General features: G+C 35.4%; 23 protein-coding genes. 16 read left to right on the forward strand and 7 right to left on the reverse strand.

Annotated features, from left to right (window positions below):
• Positions 1-92: 92 nt before the first annotated feature.
• A complete protein-coding gene (locus tag B5P40_RS24645; protein WP_002125032.1) occupies positions 93-1,514 on the forward strand; it encodes an amino acid permease in 1,422 nt (473 codons plus the stop codon).
• 47 nt (positions 1,515-1,561) lie between these two features.
• Positions 1,562-2,884 carry an acetylornithine deacetylase gene (locus B5P40_RS24650; RefSeq protein ID WP_078176008.1) on the forward strand — a complete coding sequence of 441 codons (1,323 nt, stop codon included), beginning with the start codon at positions 1,562-1,564 and terminating at the stop codon, positions 2,882-2,884.
• Positions 2,885-2,981: 97 nt separating this feature from the next.
• On the opposite strand, the gene B5P40_RS24655 is transcribed toward B5P40_RS24650, so the two are convergent.
• Complete coding sequence (locus B5P40_RS24655; protein ID WP_002169221.1) at positions 2,982-3,635, reverse strand: helix-turn-helix domain-containing protein; 654 nt, start codon at positions 3,633-3,635, stop codon at positions 2,982-2,984.
• Positions 3,636-3,772: 137 nt separating this feature from the next.
• Between B5P40_RS24655 and ytaF the strand changes: the two genes are divergently transcribed.
• On the forward strand, positions 3,773-4,384 hold the full coding sequence (ytaF, locus tag B5P40_RS24660) for a sporulation membrane protein YtaF (RefSeq protein ID WP_113710090.1): 612 nt from the start codon (positions 3,773-3,775) through the stop codon (positions 4,382-4,384).
• 163 nt (positions 4,385-4,547) lie between these two features.
• Here ytaF and B5P40_RS24665 read toward each other — a convergent pair whose 3' ends face one another.
• Positions 4,548-4,892, reverse strand: a complete 345-nt coding sequence (locus B5P40_RS24665) for a DUF3969 family protein (protein WP_002091149.1) — start codon at positions 4,890-4,892, stop codon at positions 4,548-4,550.
• Between the two features lie 172 nt (positions 4,893-5,064).
• Positions 5,065-5,994, reverse strand: coding sequence for a glutaminase A (gene glsA, locus B5P40_RS24670; protein WP_002151698.1), 930 nt, complete (start codon positions 5,992-5,994; stop codon positions 5,065-5,067).
• A 323-nt stretch (positions 5,995-6,317) separates the two neighbouring features.
• Between glsA and nagE the strand changes: the two genes are divergently transcribed.
• The 13 genes from nagE to B5P40_RS24740 all read left to right on the forward strand — a co-directional run bounded on the left by nagE (position 6,318) and on the right by B5P40_RS24740 (position 21,285).
• On the forward strand, positions 6,318-7,820 hold the full coding sequence (gene nagE / locus B5P40_RS24680; RefSeq protein WP_003187209.1) for an N-acetylglucosamine-specific PTS transporter subunit IIBC: 1,503 nt from the start codon (positions 6,318-6,320) through the stop codon (positions 7,818-7,820).
• A 264-nt stretch (positions 7,821-8,084) separates the two neighbouring features.
• Positions 8,085-9,335: a serine hydrolase domain-containing protein gene (locus B5P40_RS24685; protein ID WP_113710091.1), complete on the forward strand. Its 1,251-nt coding sequence runs from the start codon at positions 8,085-8,087 to the stop codon at positions 9,333-9,335.
• 86 nt (positions 9,336-9,421) lie between these two features.
• Entirely contained in the window at positions 9,422-10,237 is an 816-nt protein-coding gene (locus B5P40_RS24690) for a hypothetical protein (protein WP_002029609.1), read from the forward strand.
• Between the two features lie 170 nt (positions 10,238-10,407).
• Positions 10,408-10,809, forward strand: coding sequence for an LSm family protein (locus B5P40_RS24695; RefSeq protein WP_016103463.1), 402 nt, complete (start codon positions 10,408-10,410; stop codon positions 10,807-10,809).
• A gap of 16 nt (positions 10,810-10,825) precedes the next feature.
• A complete protein-coding gene (locus B5P40_RS24700) occupies positions 10,826-11,020 on the forward strand; it encodes an LSm family protein (protein ID WP_002029614.1) in 195 nt (64 codons plus the stop codon).
• Positions 11,021-11,033: 13 nt separating this feature from the next.
• On the forward strand, positions 11,034-12,581 hold the full coding sequence (locus tag B5P40_RS24705) for a glycosyltransferase family 2 protein (RefSeq protein ID WP_113710092.1): 1,548 nt from the start codon (positions 11,034-11,036) through the stop codon (positions 12,579-12,581).
• Positions 12,571-13,815, forward strand: coding sequence for a nucleotide sugar dehydrogenase (locus B5P40_RS24710; protein ID WP_002140284.1), 1,245 nt, complete (start codon positions 12,571-12,573; stop codon positions 13,813-13,815). The genes B5P40_RS24705 and B5P40_RS24710 overlap by 11 nt, the downstream gene beginning before the upstream one ends.
• Positions 13,812-14,777, forward strand: coding sequence for an NAD-dependent epimerase/dehydratase family protein (locus tag B5P40_RS24715; RefSeq protein ID WP_002140285.1), 966 nt, complete (start codon positions 13,812-13,814; stop codon positions 14,775-14,777). The genes B5P40_RS24710 and B5P40_RS24715 overlap by 4 nt, the downstream gene beginning before the upstream one ends.
• Positions 14,770-16,314 carry a glycosyltransferase family 2 protein gene (locus tag B5P40_RS24720; protein WP_113710093.1) on the forward strand — a complete coding sequence of 515 codons (1,545 nt, stop codon included), beginning with the start codon at positions 14,770-14,772 and terminating at the stop codon, positions 16,312-16,314. Before B5P40_RS24715 ends, B5P40_RS24720 begins: the two co-directional genes overlap by 8 nt.
• Positions 16,286-16,504 carry a hypothetical protein gene (locus B5P40_RS24725; protein ID WP_002125049.1) on the forward strand — a complete coding sequence of 73 codons (219 nt, stop codon included), beginning with the start codon at positions 16,286-16,288 and terminating at the stop codon, positions 16,502-16,504. The genes B5P40_RS24720 and B5P40_RS24725 overlap by 29 nt, the downstream gene beginning before the upstream one ends.
• Positions 16,505-16,656: 152 nt before the next feature.
• A complete protein-coding gene (pflB, locus tag B5P40_RS24730) occupies positions 16,657-18,906 on the forward strand; it encodes a formate C-acetyltransferase (RefSeq protein ID WP_002029623.1) in 2,250 nt (749 codons plus the stop codon).
• A gap of 69 nt (positions 18,907-18,975) precedes the next feature.
• The gene (pflA, locus tag B5P40_RS24735; RefSeq protein WP_002191852.1) at positions 18,976-19,707 is read left to right on the forward strand and encodes a pyruvate formate-lyase-activating protein; all 732 of its coding nucleotides are present in this window, start codon (positions 18,976-18,978) and stop codon (positions 19,705-19,707) included.
• Positions 19,708-20,118: 411 nt separating this feature from the next.
• Positions 20,119-21,285, forward strand: a complete 1,167-nt coding sequence (locus B5P40_RS24740; RefSeq protein WP_002139554.1) for a diglucosyl diacylglycerol synthase — start codon at positions 20,119-20,121, stop codon at positions 21,283-21,285.
• 448 nt (positions 21,286-21,733) lie between these two features.
• Here the strand turns inward: B5P40_RS24740 and B5P40_RS24745 are convergent, their stop codons facing one another.
• The 4 genes from B5P40_RS24745 to B5P40_RS24760 form a co-directional block, all read right to left on the reverse strand.
• Positions 21,734-21,853: a YfhE family protein gene (locus B5P40_RS24745; protein WP_000358484.1), complete on the reverse strand. Its 120-nt coding sequence runs from the start codon at positions 21,851-21,853 to the stop codon at positions 21,734-21,736.
• A gap of 110 nt (positions 21,854-21,963) precedes the next feature.
• The gene (locus B5P40_RS24750; protein ID WP_002091129.1) at positions 21,964-22,521 is read right to left on the reverse strand and encodes a GNAT family N-acetyltransferase; all 558 of its coding nucleotides are present in this window, start codon (positions 22,519-22,521) and stop codon (positions 21,964-21,966) included.
• 240 nt (positions 22,522-22,761) lie between these two features.
• Positions 22,762-23,892, reverse strand: a complete 1,131-nt coding sequence (locus B5P40_RS24755; RefSeq protein ID WP_002010318.1) for an amidohydrolase — start codon at positions 23,890-23,892, stop codon at positions 22,762-22,764.
• 147 nt (positions 23,893-24,039) lie between these two features.
• Positions 24,040-24,945 (reverse strand): TIGR01777 family oxidoreductase, encoded by a 906-nt coding sequence (locus tag B5P40_RS24760; RefSeq protein ID WP_002191853.1) that lies wholly within the window; start codon positions 24,943-24,945, stop codon positions 24,040-24,042.
• Between the last annotated feature and the right edge of the window lie 64 nt (positions 24,946-25,009).

A 25,009-nucleotide genomic window follows, 5' to 3' on the forward strand; every position in this document is an offset into this window, starting at 1 on the left:
ATTTTTGCTCTTTTAAATAATTATTTTTACTATGAAGAATTTTAAAAACGCTTACATTAAATGGGTTTGCAAAGTGAAAAGGGGGGATTTATATGATGGATCAAAACCAAGGATTAAAAAGAGAATTGAAAAGTCGGCACATATTTATGATTGCACTCGGAGGGGTTATTGGTACTGGGCTTTTTTTAGGATCCAGTTATACAATTCATGAAGCTGGACCTGGAGGAGCGATTGTAGCGTATCTTGTCGGTGGATTTGTTATGTATTTAACGATGCTCTGTCTTGGAGAGTTAGCGGTTGCGATGCCTGATGCAGGATCGTATCAAACATATGCTACAAAACATATTTCACCTGCAGCGGGTTATGTAGTGGGATGGATGTCGTGGCTAAACTGGACGGCTACGATAGGCATTGAATTAATTGCAGTTAGTATATTAATGAAACGTTGGTTTCCAGATGTATCATCATGGATTTGGTGCGTAGTGTTTGCTGTATTACTCTTTGTTATTAATGCGTTATCTTCAAGAAGTTTTGCGGAAGTTGAATTCTGGTTTGCAAGTATTAAAGTAATTACAATTATTGCATTTATCATTTTGGGCGGGGCAGCAATGTTTGGTTTTCTAGATATGAAAGGAAATGAACCAGCGCCGATGTTTTCTAGCTTTACTGATTATGGTGGATTGTTCCCAAATGGATTATCAGCCATTTTAATTACGATGATTGCAGTTAATTTTTCCTTCCAAGGAACAGAACTAGTTGGTATTGCAGCTGGTGAGAGTGAAAATCCAGAGAAAACTATCCCGAAGGCAATTAATAATACAGTTTGGCGCATACTTATTTTCTTTGTACTATCTATTTTTATTCTTGCGGGACTATTTCCTTGGCAGCAAGCAGGAGTGATAGAAAGTCCATTCGTAGTTGTATTTGATAAAATTGGTATTCCTTATGCGGCTGATATTATAAATTTCGTTATTATTACAGCTGTACTATCAGTTGCGAATTCAGGATTATATGCAACTTCCCGTATGCTATGGTCTATGTCTAATCAAGGAATGATTAGCCCGATTTTTGGTAAATTATCTAAAAACGGTGTTCCTATTTATGCATTGATTGTAAGTACGTTTGTAGGGTGTCTCTCATTACTATCAGGTATTTATGCGGAAGATACAGTTTATTTATGGCTTCTTTCTATTGCTGGGTTTGGAGCGATATTAGTTTGGGCATCTATTGCTTTATCTAACCTATTAGCTAGAAGGACATACGTGAAGCAAGGGGGAGATATTAAGGATTTGAAATTTAAAACACCACTGTATCCATTTGTTCCAATTCTTGCTTTAGTATTAAATTTAACAGTAATTGTAGCTATGGCTTTTATTCCAGAACAAAGAATGGCATTATATTGTGGTATTCCATTTATGATCGTTTGTTTACTGTTTTACCGTGCTACTAGAAATAAGAGAAGTAAAGTAGAACATACTGAAAAGACAAATACAACCGAATTAGAAAGTTTATAATAGTGATTAATTTGGAGACTGTAAGATTGTAAACAGTCTCTTTTTTTGTGAAAATAAATTTGGAAACATACTACGTATGCAAAGGGGAATTAGCAATGAATCAAGAAGTTTCACAGCTATTAGAACAGATTGATTTACGAAAAGAGGAGCTACTAGAACTTACAAAAACTTTAATTCGTTTTGAAACACCAGCACCACCAGCAAGAAATACAAATGAGGCGCAAGAATTTGTTGCGGAGTTTCTAAAAAAACGAAATTTTAGTATTGATAAATGGGATGTATATCCAAATGATCCGAATGTTGTTGGAGTGAAAAAGGGGACAGCAAGTGAGTCACATAAAAGTCTCATTATTAATGGACATATAGATGTTGCAGAAGTATCAAAGGACGAACCGTGGGAAACAAAGCCGTTTGAGCCGTTTATAAAAGATGGTTGGTTAGTTGGGAGAGGCGCGGCAGATATGAAAGGTGGACTAGCTGGAGCCTTATTTGCTATGCAGCTTTTAGAAGAAGTGGGGATTGAATTACCTGGAGATTTAATTTTTCAATCGGTAATTGGCGAAGAAGTAGGAGAAGCAGGGACACTTCAATGTTGTAAGCGTGGTTATGATGCTGATTTTGCAGTAGTAGTTGATACAAGTAATTTACATATGCAAGGGCAGGGCGGCGTAATTACTGGATGGATTACAGTGAAAAGCCCGCAAACGTTTCATGATGCAACACGTAGACAAATGATCCATGCTGGAGGACGTCTATTTGGAGCGAGTGCGATTGAGAAAATGATGAAGATTGTCCAAAGCTTACAAGAGTTAGAGCGTCATTGGGCAGTCATGAAAACATATGAAGGCTATCCATCTGGAACAACAACAATTAATCCAGCTGTTATTGAAGGAGGACGTCATGCGGCATTTATTGCGGATGAGTGCCGATTGTGGATAACCGTACATTTTTATCCAAATGAAACGCATGAACAAATAATAGAAGAAATAGAAGAGTATTTAGGAAAAGTGGCAGCAGCAGATCCATGGTTAAGAGAGAACCCACCACAATTTAAGTGGGGCGGAGAATCAATGATTGTGGATCGTGGCGAAATTTTTCCTTCTTTAGAAGTAGATAGCGAACATGTTGCTGTCAAAACGCTAAGTTCAGTACATGAATCTATTTTATCTGAAAATGCAATTTTAGATATGTCAGCAACGGTAACTGATGGCGGATGGTTTAGTGAGTTTAACATTCCAGCTGTTATTTACGGACCAGGTACATTAGAAGAAGCTCATTCAATAAATGAGAAAGTTGAAGTTGAGCAGTTAATTGAATTTACAAAAGTAATAACAGCGTTCATATATGAATGGTGTCATACAAAAAAATAGATTAGTATATTGAAATTGTACAGGTATGTACTTGTACGCTTTTTTAGTGAACTATTTCAGAGTTGAACATAAACAACTGAAATAGTTCTTTATTTTTCTATGTTTTTCGTTTTATTTCAATTAATTTCTCTTTAGCTAATTCAACGGCAATCGCATCATCTAAATAGCCGATTGGAAAAAGATAATCGGGGATAATGTCTGTTGATAAAATGAAATATAGTAAGGCACCCCCAATAATTGCACGCTCTTCGGTTGAAATGGTTTCTGTACAAAATTGTTGGTACATATTTGTTAATTGCTCAATGAAAGGACCAGCACTATCAATTTGTTCTATTTTACTTTTGAAACTCTCGTGAATACGTTTTTCACCTTCAGTAGTTTGAGCATAGCGCTCGTAATTTTCAAGTTCTTGTTTTACACGAGTTGTTGTGTATTCGAAGTCGAATAGGTTAGAGGATTGTAATGTTTGTTGAATTGTATCGAGAGATGTGTACATATCTGCTTTTTCCTTATTTATGTGTGGAGAGTTAGGGTACATTTCATCAAGTAATAATTGCGGTGGAACTTGTAGACAGTTTGCGAATTTTTGTAAATGGTTTTGCTTCGGTTGTTGTTTGCCATTAATTATTCTTGAAATTGTTGCAGGATCAATATTTGTAAGTGTTCCTAGTTGGCGCATAGATAGAGCGCGCTCCTTTAACAGTTTCTTTATTAATTTACCGAGCCGCTCATTTGGATTTTCATTGGGCATAATGTAGGCACTCCTTTTCTATTGTCTATCGTTGAAAAAATGTTGAGCATTTATTACAAGTATATGAAACAGACAGGCACAGTTGCTCAACATTTTCATAATATGCAACGAAAAGTGAGAAAAGGGGTGACTGTACGATGAGTACGGCAGGTTTATTTTCAATTTTTTTAATCGGGATTGCGTCTAATTTAGATAATGCAGGTGTTGGGATTGCATATGGCATTCGTAAAATTCGAATTTCGTGGCTTAACAATTTTATCATCGCATTTTTTGGATTTTTATTTACTTTACTAGCTGGATTCTTTGGGAATTGGATCGCATTATTTATTTCAGAGTTCACAGCAAACATTATTGGAGCAATCGTTTTAGGAATAATCGGGGTGTTTATTTTATGTCAGCCTTTCTTGAGTCAAAAAGATACCGTAGAATCTAAAGATAGTAGTGTACTTATGGGGGTTTTACGTAATCCAGAAAAAGCAGATTTTGATGGTTCTAAAACAATTAGTTTTTCTGAAGCAATTGTTTTAGGAGTTGTATTGTCCATAAACAATATTGCAGGTGGATTTGATGCTGGAGTAACAAATTTAAATCTTTGGCTTACGGCATGTATTTCTGGAGTTTTTAGTTTTATTTGTATTAGTGGTTTTACGTATGTTGGTAAAAGATTTTTAGCTGAATACTTAGGGAAATGGGCAACTGTAATTGCAGGTGTGTTATTAATTCTTATTGGAATTGATCAATTGTTGTAAGAATGATAGGGAAAACAGTATTCGAGTATTTCCTTGGAAATACACTAAGAAATTGCATATATCGACGTGAAATCTTTTCACGGTAATGAAAGATTGTAAGTATTATACAAATCTTTGTGTGTAAAAAGGTTTAAAAAAGTAAAAGCACCTGCATAGGTGCTTTTTAGCGTATATCTTCAATTAGTTGTGCACATTCATCATCATGCATACTGTACTCACTTAAAACTTGAATACAAAGCCATTTCAGTTCTTCGATACTATGCTCAAGTTCTTCGGGAAGTACATGGTAAATGTCTTCAAGTCCCATTCCGAAATGAATAAGTTCTAGTACTTGATCATCGATGTTCCGATCCATTAATAGTTCAAGCACTTCTAAATTGAATATGTATCGGTGAGCTTCATCGAGTGAAACAACTTTTAGTTTCAAACTTTCTACAATACTCAATATGAAAAGAAGAATTGTTTTTTCGAGAACAGGTTGTTTCTCCATTTGAAATATGAGTTTCATCTTTTACACCTCCACATACAGCGCTAGGTTGTACTATATTATTCAGGAGGGGGGAGCAAATATGCATAATAAAGAGAACTTTTATTACTGTTTTTTGAAGTGTGTTGATGCCTAGTAGAACGGATTTTTGTGAAATAAAAAATCCTGCCAATATAGCAGGATAACTTCTAAATTAAAACATACTCCAACCTTCTTGGGCAGAAAGTAATTCAAGAATTTTAAAACCAGCGATACTATTTCCGTTTGCATCTAAAGCTGGTCCGAAAATACCGATTCCCATTTCGCCTTTTACGCAGCCGAAAATTCCGCCCGCTACACCACTTTTTGCAGGGATTCCAACACGAATTGCAAATTCACCAGATTCATTATACATCCCGCAAGTAACCATAAATGTTTTACAAATTTTCGTAATATGTTTAGGGATGATCTGTTTCTTTTTATAAGGATCATATCCATCCATTGCAAAGATTAAACCAATACGTGCTAGATCGATACAGTTAACCTCAATTGCACATTGACGCGTATATAAATCCATAAGTTCTTCAATATCGTTATCGATGATGCCATTTTGTTTCATATAGTAACAAAGTGAACGGTTTAAGTAAGCTGTTTCTAATTCAGAAGTGGCAACTTTAGAAGAATAACTAATAGTAGGATTGTCTGTTATATCACGCACAAATTGAAGAATGCGTTCCATCTTCTCCTCGTTATCATTACCAGCTAGCATACTTGTAATAGCTAATGCACCCGCATTAATCATTGGATTAAGAGGCTTGGAAGAACTTGTCGTTTCAAGCTTAATAATAGAATTAAATGGGTCACCAGTTGGTTCCATTCCAACTTTAGAAAATACATATTCTTCACCACGGTCTAAAAGGGCAAGGGCAAGTGTAATTACTTTAGAAATACTTTGAAGAGTAAATAGTGTTTGTGAGTTACCAGCATGGATATATTCTGTTTCTTTATGAAAAATAGCAATCCCTAGATCATCTGGATTTGCATTTCCTAGTTCGGGGATATAAGTAGCAAGTTTTCCTTTTTTCGTATATGGTTTTACTTGTTCTAACAACTGCTGTAAGTTGTTTGTTTCAATGCACTGCATAGTACCAACGCTCCTATTTCGAATTAGCTAAGTTTACTTTTCCCGATATGCTCGGAAATAAATAATAACATGAAAAAGTGGAATGATAAAACGAAAGTTGAATGTTCTATAGTGAGTCTTCAGTTTCGATTATTCCGTGTTATAAAAGGAAAATTTTCCTTTTATATAACAGTTTGGAAATAGGAGATTTATCCATAAAAAGTTCGGAAATAAAAACTACACATCTATACAACTATATGTTATTATGGTTATGTAATAGAAAGCGTTTTCTAAAGCGTACTTATAATGATAACGATTTCATAAATTTGATAGGGGGAATTAAGATGTTGCAGTTTTTACAACGTATTGGTAAAGCGTTAATGCTTCCAATCGCCGTACTACCAGCAGCAGGATTATTGCTTCGTTTAGGGCAACCAGATGTATTTAATATTCCTGTTATGGCACAGGCCGGCGCAGCGGTTTTTGATAATTTAGCACTTATTTTTGCAATTGGTATTGCAATCGGTCTTTCAGTTGATGGTAGTGGTGCAGCAGGTCTTGCAGGTGCAATTGGTTATCTAGTTATGAAAAACAGTATTGATGCACTTAGTAAGGGATATTCTACTGCAGAATTACAAGATAAATTAGGTAAAGTCCAAGATTTAATAGGAAATAGCGCAAATGTAGATCCATCTAAGCTTGCAGATACAATGACACAAGTATCTAAGGCAGCCGAATTATCGACTAAAGTGGATATGAAAGTTTTAGGTGGTATTATTGTCGGTGTTATAGCAGGATTCCTTTATAATAAATTCCATAAAATTAAACTTCCAGAATGGTTAGGTTTCTTTGCTGGAAAACGTTTTGTTCCGATTGTTACATCGGTTGTAATGCTAATATTAGGAATTCTATTCGCACAAATTTGGCCAGCAATTCAAAATGGTATCGATGCATTAGCTCATGGAATTGTTAATTTAGGTGCAGTTGGTTCAGGTCTATTTGGTTTATTAAACCGTCTATTAATCCCAATTGGTTTACACCATGTAATGAACACATATTTCTGGTTCGTATTTGGTGACTTTACAAATGCAGCAGGTAATGTTGTAAATGGTGATATCGCTCGCTTCCTTGCAGGGGATAAAACAGCAGGTATGTTTATGACTGGTTTCTTCCCAGTTATGATGTTCGGTTTACCAGCAGCATGTTTTGCAATGATTGCAGCTGCTAAACCAGAAAAACGTAAAATGGTTACAGGTATGTTAGGTGGCCTAGCATTAACTTCATTCTTAACTGGTATTACAGAACCTATTGAATTCTCATTCATGTTCTTATCACCATTATTATATGGTATTCATGCCGTGTTAACAGGTATATCTTTATTCGTAACAACATCACTTGGCATTCACGATGGTTTCACATTTAGTGCCGGTGCAATTGATTACTTCTTAAACTTTGGTATTGCAACAAAACCAGTGTTACTAGCAGGAATCGGTTTAATTTACGCAGCAATTTACTTCGTAGTATTCTACTTCTTAATTAAGAAGTTCGACTTAAAAACTCCTGGTCGTGAAGATGACGATGAGTTAGCTGAAGAGGGTGATGCACCAGTTGCAGGTTCAATTGGTGAAACTTACGTAGCAGCTTTAGGCGGAAAAGAAAACTTAACAGTTATTGATAACTGTGCAACGCGTTTACGCTTACAAGTGAAAGATGCAGGTTTAGTAAATGAACCAGCATTAAAACGCGCAGGTGCAAAAGGCGTTATGAAATTAAGTAACACAAGTGTACAAGTTATCGTAGGTACAAATGTTGAATCTGTTGCCGATGATATGAAAAAACACGTATAAATAGTTAGATAAGAGGATATCCAAAAAGATTGATAACACCAGTCTTTTACAGGATATCCTCTTTTATTATGTTGAAATTTTAAAGGGAATCTTACTTTTGTAAATTTTCTTTTTCTTTTTTATACATATAGGTTGGTAATATGTTCAGCGCATGATAAAGTAGGGATGATATAGAATGGAATGTCTATAATCTACTGAAATGATTTGGAGAAAGTCTTGTGTAGATGAATTAAATTATCGGTAAATAAGGGGAAAAAGGTAATCATGGATCAGGAAAAAAATACTGTTAATGGGAAAGTACGTCGTCCGATTGTATACATAAAAAGAACAATCATTCTCGTCCTACTATTTTCACTTGTATATTTCATGTATACAAAAATTGTTGCGCATAATAAAAAAGAAGAAACTTTAAAAGCAGCAGCAGAAATGAAGAAGCGAGAAGAGATAAAAAAGATAGAAGAAGTGAAAAGGCAAGAAGCTGAAAAACAAAGAAAACAAAAAGAACAGGAAGAACAGATAAAACAGGCGCAAGTTATAGAGAAACCTACTGAAGGACCGCCTCAAGAAATTAATGAAAACGCTCAATTGGATCAATATTTACAGAGCATGGGATTTAGTGGGACAGCTGTTATTGTGAAGAATGGGAAAGTTCTTGTGAATAAAGGATACGGCATGGCTAATAAAGAGAAGCAAGTGCCGAATAATTCAGAGACGACCTTTTATATTGGTTCTATTTCAAAAGCATTTGTGGCGACTGCTATTATGCAATTAAAAGATCAAAATAAATTACAAGTAGAGGATACAGTTGCAAAGTATATTCCAGACTTTCCTCAAGGTAATAGCATTCAGTTAAAACATCTATTAACACATACATCAGGCATTCCGGAATATGAGCAGGGAAAAGAGGATATTTCTCATGAAGAACTGATAAAGCGGATAGGAAATCAAAAGCGTATCGGGAGTCCAGGAGAGAAATGGAAGTATTCCGATTCGAACTACTCTATACTTGCTTACATTGCTGAGAAGGTAAGTGGACAGTCGCTCGAAGAATATATAAAACAACATATTTTTGCGACTGCGGGTATGAAACATTCTGGTTTCGGTACAGCGTTGGAACAAACAAGATTCCCATCAACGGGTTATAAAATAGTGAATAACAATATGACAACACCTAATATTCCGAGCATGTCACAACTATATGGTTGTGGTGATATATATACGAGCGCGCATGATTTATATTTATTTAATGAAGCACTCTTTTCTGGAAAATTAATTTCAAAAGAGAGTTATAATCAAATGTTTACAGCCGTGAAAAAGGATTATGGATTTGGCTGGTATGTAGATCCAGGAAGCTATTCAAATCACGGTGTAATGCCAGGTTGGAATTGCTTAAATGGTTTTAGTAAAAATGGTAGTGTATATGTGGTTTTATTATCTAACATTCAAAATAACATTAAATCATTTGGTAAAGTGAATAACGACATTTATACGATGTTACGAAATATAGAAGTGTAAAAGACTGTCCTTTTGGATAGTCTTTTTTGCATTGAGGAAATATATGTGCGGTGCGATAATGAAATAAATGGAAAAGGGGGAGGTTTATGAGTATACATAAGCATCATGCACGCAATGCGAAACGAACTTTGTTTATAGCTATCATTGTATGGATTATCGTTGTAATTGGATTAGTTATGGAATATAAAAAAGGAACAATATTCACTTCAGATAAAGAAATTCTGAAATTAATAGGTATTTTGCTACCAGCGTTTGGATTACTAATATATAGTTTTATAGAAAAACGAAGAGCAAAAATGCTTAGACAGGATAATTGTAATATAGGGAGCTCTAGATTATTTGAACAACAAAAGTTCGTTGTTCGTAGAGAGGTAGGGGTATTTCAAGTAATAACGTACTTTGGATTAGATGGCAGTGCAGTAGGGTTTTTAAAAGAAGAGTATAATTCCGTTATTCAAAGTATATGGAAAGGTGCACTTTCTTTTCTTTTTAAGGGACTACATAAGCAACAATTTTATTTATATAATCAATCGGGAGAAAGATTGCTGCGTGTTCAAAAGAAGATGGGCGTGCGTAACTTCTATATATTTTATAGTGTAAATGGAAAGAAAATTGGAGAGTTGAAACAAGTACTAAGTTTAACAAAATGGGAATGGATATTTTTAGAGATGAATGGTAAGGAAATTGGTAAAGTGACTGGGGACTTTTCAGCAACAATGCAGAAAATAGACTGGCAAGATGGAACACATATTGATGTGAAAGAAGATGGTATTCCGTTAGAAGCTGCAAAATATTTTTCGGCAAGTGGTGGATCCCTTGTTACAGCTTCTATATCCGGACAAGCAGAATTATCAAGAGCGGTATATTACGGCGTAGCTGCCATTGTGACAATTAAAAATTAAAGATTAGCAAAGAGATAGATGGGAAACCATCTATCTTTTTTTATGCCCTGAAACAATTATTTCTTTTAGAAAATGTATGCCTTACCTATCACAAAAAAAGTCTGATTTGTATAAATTAAGATGTATGGATATAAATTTTTATACTTTAAAAATAATAGGAGGAGAAGCGTATGTGTCTGTTCAGAAAATATTGGCACAAATTATCCAGACTGTTTAATAGACAATTAGGTTATTTTTTAGATGACAAGTTACTGCCTGCTGTGGAACGACTTTTATTTTCGCAAAACTTCGCGAGATTTATTCAAAGAAATTCTAAGCAAGCTACGGAAGAGTTTATAGAATCAAGTCAATTTCAATCTATTATTTGTAACATTTTAAAAGAATGTAATACATCACCTTTTAAAGAAATTGCAAAGCAATATTTAGGGAAAAACGTAGAAATTACTGTGACAGTTGGACAGTTAACAGGTGTTATTGTAGCAGTTGGTGACGATTTCTTAACGCTGCAAGAAGGAATAGGAACTGAAGTTTTATTACCATTTACAAGTATTATATCAATGAAAGAAGTGTAAGAAAGGAGACTTATATATGTTATTTACTGATGAATTGCGTAACCATGTTGGTGAATTAGTGCAAGTTGTGACAGCTGTTGAAATTGTTGCAGGTATTCTTTTATCTGTTACGGACGGGGCAGTAAGTGTTCGTACATCTCCTTCTTATGGACCACCTGAAGATGTACTTGTGCGTATTCCTATTATTGCTTATGTTCGCTTGGAAGGGTAAGAGTGATACAAGTATGAGAATATCAGTTGTTATTCCAGCGCATAATGAAGCAAGTACTTTATCACAAGTTTTAGTAGAAGTGGAGAAGCTGAAGCCGTATGAAATTATTGTAGTAGATAATGGATCGACAGATGGAACGAATGAAGTCGCATTACAGCATAGTTGCCATGTAATTTATTATAAACATTCTCTTGGTAATGATGTAGGAAGGGCAATTGGAGCTAGAGAAGCAAAAGGTGAAATTGTATTGTTTTTAGATGGTGACATCGTTATTGAGAGTAAAGAGCTACAAAGTTTCGTGAAAGGAGTTCAGCAAGGGCATCAAATTGTTGTGAATAATTTAACATGGTCTGTTTATTTAAAGATGAGACCACACTATACGACAGTTGGAAAATTCATGTTGAATCGTTATTTGAATAAAAAAGAGCTTGTTGTTGATTCTTTAATCGCAATTCCACATGCGATGAATCGGGATGTTATTGAGAATCTTGGGTGGTGGAATTTAGCAGATCCAGCACTATTTCAAGCGATGGCGATGTCTAGAGGAGTAGATATTGCCGATATGGCTTCGGTCGATGTAATTCACACGAATAAGGTTCGTCCTGTGCATACGGGTACATCACCTGGTTCTCCTTATCCGAAGGCGACTAGTCGTATTATGGGTGATCATTTGTGTGCTTTGCAATACGTAATCGAAACATATGGTAAACGTGGCGGTTTTTCGGAGGGAAACAGGGATAGAGAGTTTATAGGGAAGTATAAACCAGTTTTATTACAAAAGGAAAAAGCGAAATACAGTGCTATTATACCCGTATCAGAAGAAAAAATGACTATAAGATCTGTCATACAGGAAGTGAAAAAGGCAGGTGTAGATGAAATTATAGTTGTTGCGAATGGAGCAGATGCCGAGACAATTAAACAAGCAAAGCTAGAGAATGTTATTGTAGTTGAATTCGAGAAGGCACTTGGACATAATGTAGCACGAGCGATAGGGGCTATGCATGCTACGGCAGATATTTGTTTATTTGTTGATGGTGATTTTGCTATTCCGGCAAAAAAGCTAATTCCATTTTTGCATGCTATTGAAGACGGAAATGATGTGGCGTTAAATGATTTGCAATGTTTGTTAGATATGTTTCACCCGGCAGATCCAATTAGTATGGGGAAATATTTCGTGAATTTGGTAGCGAAACGACCAGATTTATGGAACAACTCATTAACGGCAGTGCCACATGCTATGCATAAAAAGGTAATAGAGAAAATTGGATATGATTCCCTTATCATCCCACCATTAGCTCAAATGAAAGCTATTTTAGAAGAATGCTCTATTACAGCAGTGGAATTTGTAGATGTTATAAAAACAAATCGAGTACGTCCAGAGCAACATGGGTTTGTAAATGGAAGAATTCCTGCATTCGATCGTATTTTCGGTGATCAGCTTGAGGCGATTGCTTATTTATTACAACATACGAATGGGCGCGGGAGTTTTACAGACGGAGAAAGGGATAGAGATATAATACTACAACTGAGAAGGGAAGAAGAGAATATAGATGAATGCTAGTAGTAAAGTAACCATTATTGGATTAGGATATGTTGGCCTTCCTTTAGCGGTCCTTTTTGCAGAAAGAGGACATGCTGTACTTGGATTAGATAAAGATAATAGGAAGATAGAATCAATAATTAAAGGAGAAAGTTATATTCCTGATGTTTCTTCTAACGTATTACAAAATTTATTGAACGAGAGAAAATTAATAGTAAATACACCAGATAAAGGTTTTGCGGAGTTCCAAAATAGTGAGTATGTTATTGTGACTGTGCCTACGCCAATTAATGAGAATAAAGAACCCGATTTAAGTGCACTCGTTTCAGCCTCCCATTATATACAACAACACCTTCAAGAAGGACAAACCTTCATTTTTGAAAGCTCCACATATCCAGGTACACTGGAGGAAGTTATCATTCCTATTATTTCTCAAACAGGTAAAAAGGTAGGAGAAGATTATTATATTGGGTATTCTCCAGAGCGAATTGATCCAGCGAATAGCCAGTATTCAGTTGAAACAATTCCAAAAGTTATTAGTGGACAAACCGAGCAGTGTAAACAAAAAGTACAGGATTTGTATAGCACTATATTTGATGTAGTTGTTCCAGTTAGTTCTCCGAAAGTAGCGGAGATGTGTAAGCTATTTGAAAACATTCAGCGCTTAGTTAATATTTCATTAGTAAATGAGTTAAATATACTTTGTGAAAGTTTGAATATTAATTTTTATGAGGTGCTTGAAGCGGCATCTACAAAACCGTTTGGATTTACTCCGTATTGGCCAGGACCAGGAATAGGAGGACACTGTATTCCGGTAGATCCTTTATATTTTCAATGGAGAATAAGAAAGGCTGGAGCAATTAGTCAATTAATTGAGGCAGCACATGTAATTAATGAAGAAATGCCAGCGAAAATAATCGGGAAAGTAAAAGGTGTGGTGCAATCACCCGCAACGGTTTTAATAGTAGGGATTGCATATAAGAAAGATGTAAATGATTTGAGAGAATCACCGGCGTTGCCAATTATTCAATTATTAATAAAAGAAGGATACAAGATAGAATATCATGATCCGTATATTTCTACAGCGAAAATTGGAGATACACTATATCAATCTGTTCCATTAGATGAACAAAGAATTAAACAAGCAAATTGTATTTTAATTGTAACGGATCACTCTAGCATCGATTGGAATCTTTTTAAAGGGATTGAGCGATTAATAGATACACGTGGAATCGTAAAGAAGGTGAGTGTATGAGTGAAAAATGTTTAATTACAGGTGGAGCAGGATTTATTGGTTCGCATTTAGCTGAAGAGTTGGTGAAAAGAGGTTATGAAGTTACTATTGTGGATAACTTCTATAAAGGAAAAAATAAATATCATAATGAGTTAATGAAAGAGCTCCGGGTTATTCCAATAAGCGTTTTAGATAAAAATTCAATTTATGAATTAGTGAATCAACATGATGTGGTGTTTCATTTAGCTGCAATTTTGGGAGTCAAAACTACAATGGAAAAAAGTGTAGAGCTTATTGAAACAAATTTCGATGGAACGAGAAATATTTTACAAGCAGCGTTAAAAGGGAAGAAGAAAGTAGTATTTGCATCTACTTCTGAAGTATATGGAAAGGGAGAGCCGCCATTCTCTGAAGAAGGAGATCGTTTATACGGTGCAACTTCCAAAATACGTTGGAGTTATGCAATTTGTAAAACGTTAGAGGAAACATTATGTTTAGGGTACGCATTAGAAGGTTTACCTGTAACGATTGTTCGTTATTTTAATATTTATGGTCCAAGAGCGAAAGATGGTCCGTACGCAGGAGTAATTCCACGATTTATTCGTGCGGCTTTGCAAGGTGACGATATTCTCGTGTATGGAGATGGAAAGCAGACACGCTGCTTTACGTATGTAAGTGATGCGGTCGAGGCAACAATTCGTGCAATGGATGAGAAGGTAAATGGTGAAATTATTAATATAGGTTCTGAGAATGAAAAAAATATAAGGGTAGTAGCGGAAGATATAAAAAAGTTAACGAAGTCTATTTCCAAAATTGTGCACGTTCCATTTGAGGAAGTATATCCACATGGATTTGAAGAGATTCCAAATAGAAGACCAGACGTAACGAAATTAAGAGAACTCGTTCAGTTTCAAGCGAAAGTAACGTGGGAACAAGGATTGAAAGAAACTATTAAATGGTTTCGTGAAGAAAACAATGGCTAAGTCGTTATCAGTTATTATTCCCGTATGTAATGAAGTGGATACGATTTCAGATGTGGTTCAATCGGTAAAACCATTGAATCCAGTAGAGATTATTGTAGTAGCAAATGGTTGTAATGATGGTACAGAAGCGATTGCTGAGAGCTTAGGATGTACAGTAATCCAGCATAAAGAGTCACTTGGTAACGACGTTGGACGCGCAGTTGGTGCAAAACATGCGATAGGTGATGTATTACTGTTTGTAGATGGAGATTTTGCTATTCAAACTTCAAAATTACAATTATTCCTTAATCCGATTTTACATGATCAGGCGGACATCGTTTTAAATAATTTGGACGCATTATTTTTAAAGAAACAAAAACCGTACTCCGTGACAGTATGGCGCCAAATATTAAATGCAATGTTAGAGCGTGAAGAATTAAAAATTGATTCTTTATTATCTGTACCTCATGCGCTGACGAAGGAAGTTGTGCAAAGTATTGAAGACGAATGTTTTGTTAATCCTATTGTGGCTCATCTACGCCTAGCACAAAGTAAATGGAGAATTAGTCGTCATTGTGCAATTGACGTTATTACGCCAAATAAATTTCGTCCATTCGAGCATGCTGCATATGGCACGGATCTTTCTCAATCTGAAAAACGAATGATAGGTGATCATATAGAAGCTGTAGCAGAGCGGATATTAGGCAGCGATGGGCGCGGAGGATATTATGATGGAAATAGGAAAAGAGAGAGTGTCTATCATACTCTAAATTTTGAAGATTTTTATCAAGGATGGGGCGTTACATCTAATTTGTATAAAGGAGAGCAATTATCGGTAATTATTCCTGTGCAAAATGAAGAGAAAACAATTGGAAACGTTATAGAAGAGCTTCGCAAAATTGAACCTTTTGAAATCATCGTTGTTGTAAATGGTTCGTCCGATAAAACGGCAACAATTGCAAAAGACAAGGGAGCAACAACAATTGTGTATAAAGAAGCACTTGGAAACGATGTGGGGCGTTCGCTTGGAACTTATTTTGCAAAAGGAGAAATTGTTTTATTTATAGACGGTGATTTTGTTATTCCAGCTAGTGAGCTATATCCCTTTGCAAAAGCTATTGCAGATGGAACGGATGTCGCATTAAATGATTTAAATCATTATTTAGATTTGAGAGTACCACTTCATCTTGTAACAGCATTTAAATATGCATTAAATTTAGCTTGTGATAGAAAAGATTTAGGAGTAGGCTCTCTTATTGCTGTACCTAATGCGTTTAGTCGTACTTGTTTGAAGGAAATAGGGTATAAATCATTATTGTCACCTTGTGTAGCACAAGTGAAAGCTGTACTTTCAGGTTTTGAAATCGCTTGTGTAAGTCGTGTCGATGTTGATAAGATGAACCGTATTCGTCCCAGTGAACATTTCGCAAAAATAGGTCATCCTCCAGCTGTCCTTCGAATTATTGGTGATCATATAGAAGGATTAGAGCAATTAATTGCATTAACAAACAGTCGTGGTGGATTTTACGATGGAAATAGAAAAAGAGATGTTTTATAGTGGTAACAAAAAAAGTGTACAACGTATGTACACTTTTTTGCTCTGTTATAAAAACTATAACAGATTAGGAGATAAGAGTATTACAGCTCTACAATGGGTATCGTTCTTATATTACAAAATAGGACTCGTATATAAGAATACCAAAAAAATACAATTAAAGAAAGGGTTAATTCTAAAGAGTTTTATATGAGGTTAACACTATGCATGTAGTAGTTTGCTCAACATTTCACAAACATGTCACAACTATTTCGTCCACTTCCGAAAAAAAGTAGTATTCTAAGTGTGTAAGCTGTTATATAAAAAATCGTAGTCCTGTACTAATCAAAAATGGAGGAGATTAGGATGACTCAAGTATTAGAAAATGTAAAAAGCGCGTGGGAAAACTTTAAAGGTGAAAAATGGAAAGCAGAGATTGATGTTCGCGATTTCATTTTAAATAATGTAAACGTTTACGAGGGAGAAGACTCTTTCTTAGCGGAAGCAACTGAAGCAACGAAACAACTTTGGGATCAAGTAATGGATTTAACAACAAAGGAACGTGAAAACGGTGGCGTTCTTGATATGGATACAAAAATTGTTTCTTCTATTACATCACATGAACCAGGATATTTAAATAAAGATATTGAAAAAGTGGTCGGTTTCCAAACTGATAAACCATTTAAACGTTCTTTACAACCATATGGTGGTATTCGTATGGCAGAACAAGCTTGTGAAGCGTATGGATATGAAATGGATAAAGAACTTAGCAAGATTTTCAGAGACTGGCGTAAAACTCATAATCAAGGTGTATTTGATGCATACACACCAGAAATGAAAGCGGCTCGTAAATCAGGTGTTATTACTGGTCTTCCAGATGCGTATGGACGTGGACGTATTATCGGTGACTATCGCCGCGTAGCGCTATATGGTATAGATCATTTAATTGAAGCGAAAAAAGCTGATTATAATTTAACTGGCGGTGTAATGAGCGAAGATACAATGCGTTTACGTGAAGAATTATCTGAGCAAATGCGTGCACTTCAAGAGTTAAAACAGATGGCTGCCTCTCATGGATTCGATATTTCTAAGCCAGCTACAAATGCACAAGAGGCCTTCCAATGGTTATACTTTGCTTATCTTGCAGCAATTAAAGAGCAAAACGGGGCAGCAATGAGCCTTGGACGTACCTCTACATTCTTAGATGTTTACATTGAAAGAGATTTAGCAAATGGTACTTTAACAGAAGAAAAAGCACAAGAAATTGTTGACCATTTCATTATGAAATTACGTCTTGTGAAATTTGCAAGAACACCTGATTATAATGAACTATTCTCTGGAGACCCAACTTGGGTAACTGAATCTATCGGTGGTATGGCGTTAGACGGTCGTCCGTTAGTAACAAAAAACTCATTCCGTTTCTTGCATACATTAGATAATTTAGGACCAGCACCAGAACCAAACTTAACAGTTCTTTGGTCTAAACAATTACCAGAGAACTTTAAAAACTACTGTGCAAAAATGTCTATTAAAACATCAGCAATTCAATACGAAAATGATGACATTATGCGTGCTGACTACGGTGATGACTACGGTATTGCTTGTTGTGTATCAGCAATGAGAATTGGTAAACAAATGCAGTTCTTCGGAGCACGTGCAAACTTAGCGAAAGCATTACTATATGCGGTTAACGGTGGTAAAGATGAAAAGTCAAAAGCACAAGTTGGTCCTGAATACGCACCAATTACTTCTGAAGTATTAGATTATGAAGAAGTTATGCGTAAATTCGATATGACAATGGAATGGTTAGCTGGTCTATACTTAAATACATTAAATGTAATTCACTATATGCACGATAAATATAGCTATGAACGTATTGAAATGGCACTTCACGATACAAATGTTCTTCGTACAATGGCAACAGGTATCGCTGGATTATCTGTAGTAGCAGACTCTTTAAGTGCAATTAAATATGCACAAGTAAAACCAATTCGTGATGAAAATGGTATTGCAGTTGATTTTGAAATCGAAGGAGATTTCCCTAAATACGGTAACAATGATGATCGTGTAGATGAAATCGCAGTAAATCTTGTGAAAACATTTATGAACAAGATTCGCAAACATAAAACATACCGTAATTCTGTTCATACAATGTCAATCTTAACAATCACATCTAACGTTGTATACGGTAAGAAAACTGGTAACACTCCAGATGGACGTCGTACTGGAGAACCATTTGCACCGGGCGCAAACCCAATGCATGGCCGTGATACAAAAGGTGCATTAGCATCATTATTATCTGTAGCTAAATTACCATATGAAGATGCACAAGATGGTATTTCAAATACATTCTCTATTATTCCAAAAGCACTTGGTAAAGAAGATGATGTACAAGTACGCAACTTAGTATCTATGCTTGATGGATATGCAATAAAAGAAGGACACCACTTAAATATTAACGTATTTAACCGTGAAACATTAATGGATGCAATGGAGCATCCTGAAAAATATCCACAATTAACAATTCGTGTATCTGGTTACGCTGTTAACTTTATTAAATTAACTCGTGAACAACAAATTGATGTAATAAACCGTACAATGCATGAAAGCATGTAAGTGAAAAAAGTGTCCCTCCGCTTTTAATATATAGCGGAGGGAGGCTGTTTCAATAAAGGAGGAAGTAACATGGTAAAAGGAAGAATACATTCTGTAGAGTCTTGTGGTACTGTTGATGGCCCAGGGATTCGTTATGTCATATTTACACAAGGGTGTTTATTACGTTGTCAATATTGTCATAATGCTGATACATGGGAAATCGGTAAAGGTAAAGAAATAACAGTTGAAGAAGTGATGCAGGATGTGACATGTTACCTTCCATTTATTGAAGCTTCTGGAGGCGGTATAACAGTTAGCGGTGGAGAGCCACTATTACAGCTAGACTTCTTAACCCAGTTGTTTAAAAAGTGCAAAGAAGCTGGTATCCATACAACAATCGATTCTTCTGGCGGTTGTTATTCTGAAGAACCAGAATTCCAAAATAAGCTAGATATTTTAATGAAGTATACAGATTTAGTTTTATTGGATTTGAAGCATATTGATTCAAAGAAACATCGTAAATTAACAGGGAAACCAAATGAACACATTTTACAATTTGCTCGTTATTTATCGGATAGAAAGAAACCAATTTGGGTAAGACATGTATTGGTTCCCGGTGTTACCGATGGTGAAGAGGATTTGCAAAAATTATCAAACTTTATTCAAAGTCTATCTAATGTTAAGAAAGTGGAAGTGCTGCCATATCATAAGCTCGGTGTTTATAAATGGGAGGCACTTGGACATAAGTATCCACTTGCGGATGTGAATCCACCGACAGAAGAAAATGTTGAACATGCAAAACATATTTTACAAGCAGTCTAACCTAAACATTTGGTTAGGCTTTTTGTTTCTTCATAATAAAATCTAGAGTATATATTTAGAAAAGAGTATACTGAAAAGGGAATATCCATATTTTTGTAAAGAATAAGCGGAGAAATTTACATAATTGTAAAGGGAAATCAAAATAGTAAAAAGAATTAAGAAGTAAAAGAGTGAGTATTATGGAATATAGAACATTTGTAAGTTATTGCGAAAGCTCTTATAGGAAAGTATAATGTAAAGATATGAGCACAGATAGGATTAAGGGGTCAATCTTATATGCTTTGCATATCCACGACAGATACATAGCTAACAGGAAAGTATTAGAATCCGAGTATGTAGTTTTTAAGGAAAATGTTTTTCCTATTGTCGTATATGCAATATGGAGAAACAAAAAGCTAGGAGTGGATTTGTTTGATAAAAAACCCCAAGGTTTTAATATTAACTGCACATTACGGTAACGGTCATGTGCAAGTGGCAAAAACATTAGAACAAACATTTCGCCAAAAAGGAATCGAAGATGTAATTGTATGCGACTTGTTTGGAGAATCACATCCAGTTATAACCGATATTACAAAATATTTATATTTAAAAAGCTATACGGTAGGAAAAGAATTATATCGTTTGTTTTATTATGGTGTAGAGAAAATTTATGATAAAAAAATAGCATCTTGGTATGCGAATTTTGGGAGAAAGCGTTTGAAGACGCTATTACAGGTGGAGAAACCGGATATTGTTATTAATACCTTTCCAATCATCGCTGTACCAGAATTGAAAAAGCAAATAGGTATTTCTATTCCTGTTTATAACGTATTAACGGATTTTTGCGTGCATAAAATATGGATCCATCGAGAAGTAGATCGTTATTTTGTAGCAACCGATCATGTGAAAAAGGTGATGGTTGATATCGGTGTACCTGCAGAACAAATTGTTGAAACAGGGATTCCGATTCGTAGCAGTTTTGAGCTAAAGATAAATCCAGCAATTATATATAATAAATATCAGTTATGTAAGGATAAAAAGATGTTACTAATTGTAGCAGGTGCTCATGGTGTGCTAGGGAGTGTAAAAGAGCTATGCCAGTCATTTATGTCAGTACCAAACTTACAAGTAGTTGTCGTTTGTGGGAAAAACGAAGCTTTAAAGCAGGATTTAATGGAACTACAGGAACAAAGTTCTGATGCTTTAAAAGTATTTGGTTATGTTGAAAACATTGATGAATTGTTCCGTGTTACTTCTTGTATGATTACGAAGCCAGGTGGTATTACATTAAGCGAAGCAGCAGCATTACAAGTACCTGTCATTTTATATAAACCTGTCCCAGGACAAGAGAATGAAAATGCGTTGTATTTTGAAAAAAAAGGGGCTGCAGTTGTAATTCGTGATGATAGTGAAGTTTTTGCAAAAACAGAGGCGTTATTACAAGATGATATGAAGCTTCTTCAGATGAAAGAAGCAATGAAAAGTATTTATCGTCCTGAGCCAGCTGGTCATATTGTGGATACAATTTTGGCAGAAAATCATGCAGAGCCGAATCATATACCTATTAAATCACCAGTTCTTGCCGAATCTTTTACTTAATATGAAACCCTCTTTTAAGCATTTAAAGAGGGTTTTTTTATTGTTGTAAAAAAATAAACGTGAATTATTAACTTATCCCGCAAAAGCCCGATTGGTGAGGGCTAATAATCAGTGGGATAAACAAAACTCCCACTGATTAAAGTTTCACTTTATCCACAAGGGATTACGCTTTCATTAGACAGTAAAATCGGAATATTAACAGCTATATCCACATAATCCACAATTTTTAGAAAAATATCCACAATTCTCACGTTACGAATTCATTTAAATAAATGAATTCGTAAAATACTTTTGTAATTTATGCACAATTCTACGTTTTTTGTGGATAAGGTTGTCCACAAAAAAGGTTCCTTATAAATAAGGAACCTTTTTTACTAATTTATTGGAAAATCTTATGTAATGAAACTGAATAATTAGGGGGGAAACCTTCTAATTATTCAGTTTCACTTTAAATACTTTTTGAGCGATAGCCCGCTGCACGATCTGCTTTTCGAAATTCTCGCTGATAGAGAACTTCTTGTGTACTAGATAATGTGTTTTTTGCTTTATCACGTTTCTTTTTATCCATTACAAATCACCTCGTGTCCTAAAGTCACTATCTATCGTTTCCAAAGACATGGGGTGATATACATATATGTCAAACTAGTAATGATTAATTATCATTTCTGAATTTTTAGATTACGCTTCTTTTAATTGGTGTGCTTCTTGGAATGTTGTATCTCGCATTGTTGCAAGTGTATACTGATCTTTTGGAATTTCATATAAATTATATACTTCTTCATGCGCGTTAATTTCATCATAAACGGCTTTTCTTGTTTCGTTTGCTAGATTTACATATTGTAGTTTTTCGGCAGCTTTAATAGACCGAATATTTATTTTACGAATACGCATAAAAATCGTTTCAATATCTAATTCATAGAAAAGTTCGCTAAAAAATGAATCTTTCGCCAATTTATTATATCCTTTACCATGATATGGTTTGCCAAGCCAAGTTCCGAGGAATCCAGCTTTTTCTTGCACATCAAATAAAGTAATTGTGCCGATGGGGTTACCCCATTCATCTAAAATTGTGCGTGAGATTAATTCTCCACGCTCTTCGGCTTCGATTGTTTGTTTCGTTAAAAATAAATATTCTTCATAAGAATAGGCCTTTTGACGCACAAAAGGGAAGACAGCAGGATCCACCATTAATTCGTATAGAACGTGGCTGTCGTGTAAGTCGCGTTTTTTCAACACACTAACTCCTCCTCACACGAGGGTAGCATGACGAAAAAGCACCCACCCTCGAAATTTTTATATCAATCTTTAAAAAATTTCGGGGTGGGAATCGAACCCACTAGAACCAGTTTCTAACGCTGGTGGCGCACCATTTGCCTTCCCCATTCATCAATTTGAAAATGATAATCACGACACAAATTGATTATGGTTTCATTCAGTTTATAATCGTATAATACTGTATCTAGTCAAAAAAATAAACTAGTTTTTTTTATTTTTTTTGTAAATTATTTTTCCGTCAATCATAGTGAGTACAGGCTTGGCTAAATAATGGAAAGGATGATGTGTCCATAACACGAGGTCAGCATCTTTTCCAACATCAATGCTTCCAATTCTATCCTCCAAACGTAAATTTCGAGCTGGGAAAATAGTGATTCCTTCCAACGCTGTTTTCTCATCTAATCCTTCTCTTACTGCAATGGCAGCGCAAACATTTAAATATTGAATGGGTGTATAAGGGTGGTCGGTTGTAATAGAAACTTCTACTCCATTTTTCGATAAAATATGATAAGTATCCCACGTTTTGTTTTTAAGTTCGATTTTCGAACGTCGCGTAAGAGTAGGTCCAACTGAAACTTTTAAATTGTGTTTCGAAAGCTCTTCAACAATAAAGTGTCCTTCTGTACAATGTTCAATACGTAAATCAAGATTGAATTCTGTCGCAAAGCGTAAGGCTGAAGTGATATCATCTGCGCGGTGAGCGTGGATACGTACCGGTATTTCTCGGCGGAGTGCTTTTAAAATAGGTAGCATTCGAAAATCAGCTTCATGCCCGTAGTGTTGTGCGTCATAGAATGATTCACGAAGTAACCCCATAATTCCCATACGTGTTATTGATTCTTTTGTACCGTTGCTATGGAACTTTTTTGGGTTTTCTCCAAAGGCAATTTTTAAACCAGCAGGTTCCTGAATAATCATATGATCAATACAAGTTCCAGCAGTTTTTATTACGCAAGTAGTACCGCCGATAATGTTTTGGCTTCCGGGCATCACGTGAACAGTCGTAACACCATTTTGTACAGCGTCTTGAAATGCAATATCAAAAGGATGAATCCCGTCTAAAGAACGGATATGTGGTGTTGAAACTTCGGATGTTTCATTTGCATCATTACCAGCCCAACCAGTACCTTCATCGTAGAGGCCAAGGTGAGTATGAACATCAATAAATCCAGGCAAGAGATGAAGAGCTCGTGCATCTATAACGGTCATATCCTGAGTAGTATCAATATGAGGTTTGACCGCGGCAATGCGTTCTCCTATAACGAGTACATCTCCTTGAAACTTTTGGGATGTAATAGGATATACAATGGCTTGTTTGAGCAATATTTTCATAGAGACCTCATTTCCGTCACCTTGTAATGTGTAGAATAGGTTTAGACAAAGTAACTGAAAGGTTTTTCGTGTAGTAATGCTCCGGTGTTTAAAAAGTAAGAAGTCTTGGAGGAGATAGACTACCCGTAAAACTGTATTTTAAAAGTACTACATTGTATGCAAGAGGATATTTTGTAATGCATGGTTAACTGTTGGAAATGTGTATTGATATCCATGTTTAATAGCTTTATTGGGTAATACATGTTGCCCTTCTAATACAAGTATACTCATCTCACCGAGTAAAGCGCGAAGTACAAATGAAGGAACAGGTAGCCAATGAGGTCGCCTAGTTATAGTGGCAATAATTTCACCGAACTCTTTCATCCGTATTGGCGTTGGCGCTGTAATATTAAAAGGTCCGTCAATTTCTTTTTTTTGAATGATGAAATCAATCATGCGAACGACATCGTCTATATGAATCCATGATAACCATTGGTTTCCAGATCCAAGTGTACCGCCGATATATAATTGATAGGGAAGTAGCATTTTTGGAAGAGCTCCTCCATCTGCGCCCAATACGACTCCAAATCTTGTGTAGACAGTTCTTATTCCAATGGAGCGGACTTTAGATGCTTCTTGCTCCCACAAATATACTGTGTTTGCTAAAAAGTCATCTCCTGGAGTCTCTTGCTGTTCTGTAAAAGATTCGGTTTCAGATGTCCCATAGTATCCAATGGCACTTGCATTAATAAATGTGTGTGGCTTTGTTTCAAGGGTTTGTAATTGTTTAATGAGTCCTTTTGTTGTTTGAATTCTACTGTTTAAAATTGATTCTTTTTGTTTTTTTGTCCATCTACTATTAATAGATTCTCCAGCTAGATTAATAACTACATCGATAGAGGAGAGAGGGAAGGTCTGTAAATCCGGTGTCCACTGTACGTATTGAAGGTTAGTGTGTGAAGTTTCAGCAATTTTTTTTCGAGTAAGAATGTAAACAGTAAATCCCTTTTGAATAAAAAAACTAGAAAGGGATTTGCCTATAAAGCCAGAGCCACCAGAAATTGCGATTTTCACAATTATTTCCTCCTCATTATATATATTCTTGAAAAGAAAAAACGTTCCTTGACTATGTTAAAAT

The organism is Bacillus sp. SRB_8, from assembly GCF_003264205.1.
GTDB lineage: Bacteria > Bacillota > Bacilli > Bacillales > Bacillaceae_G > Bacillus_A > Bacillus_A mycoides.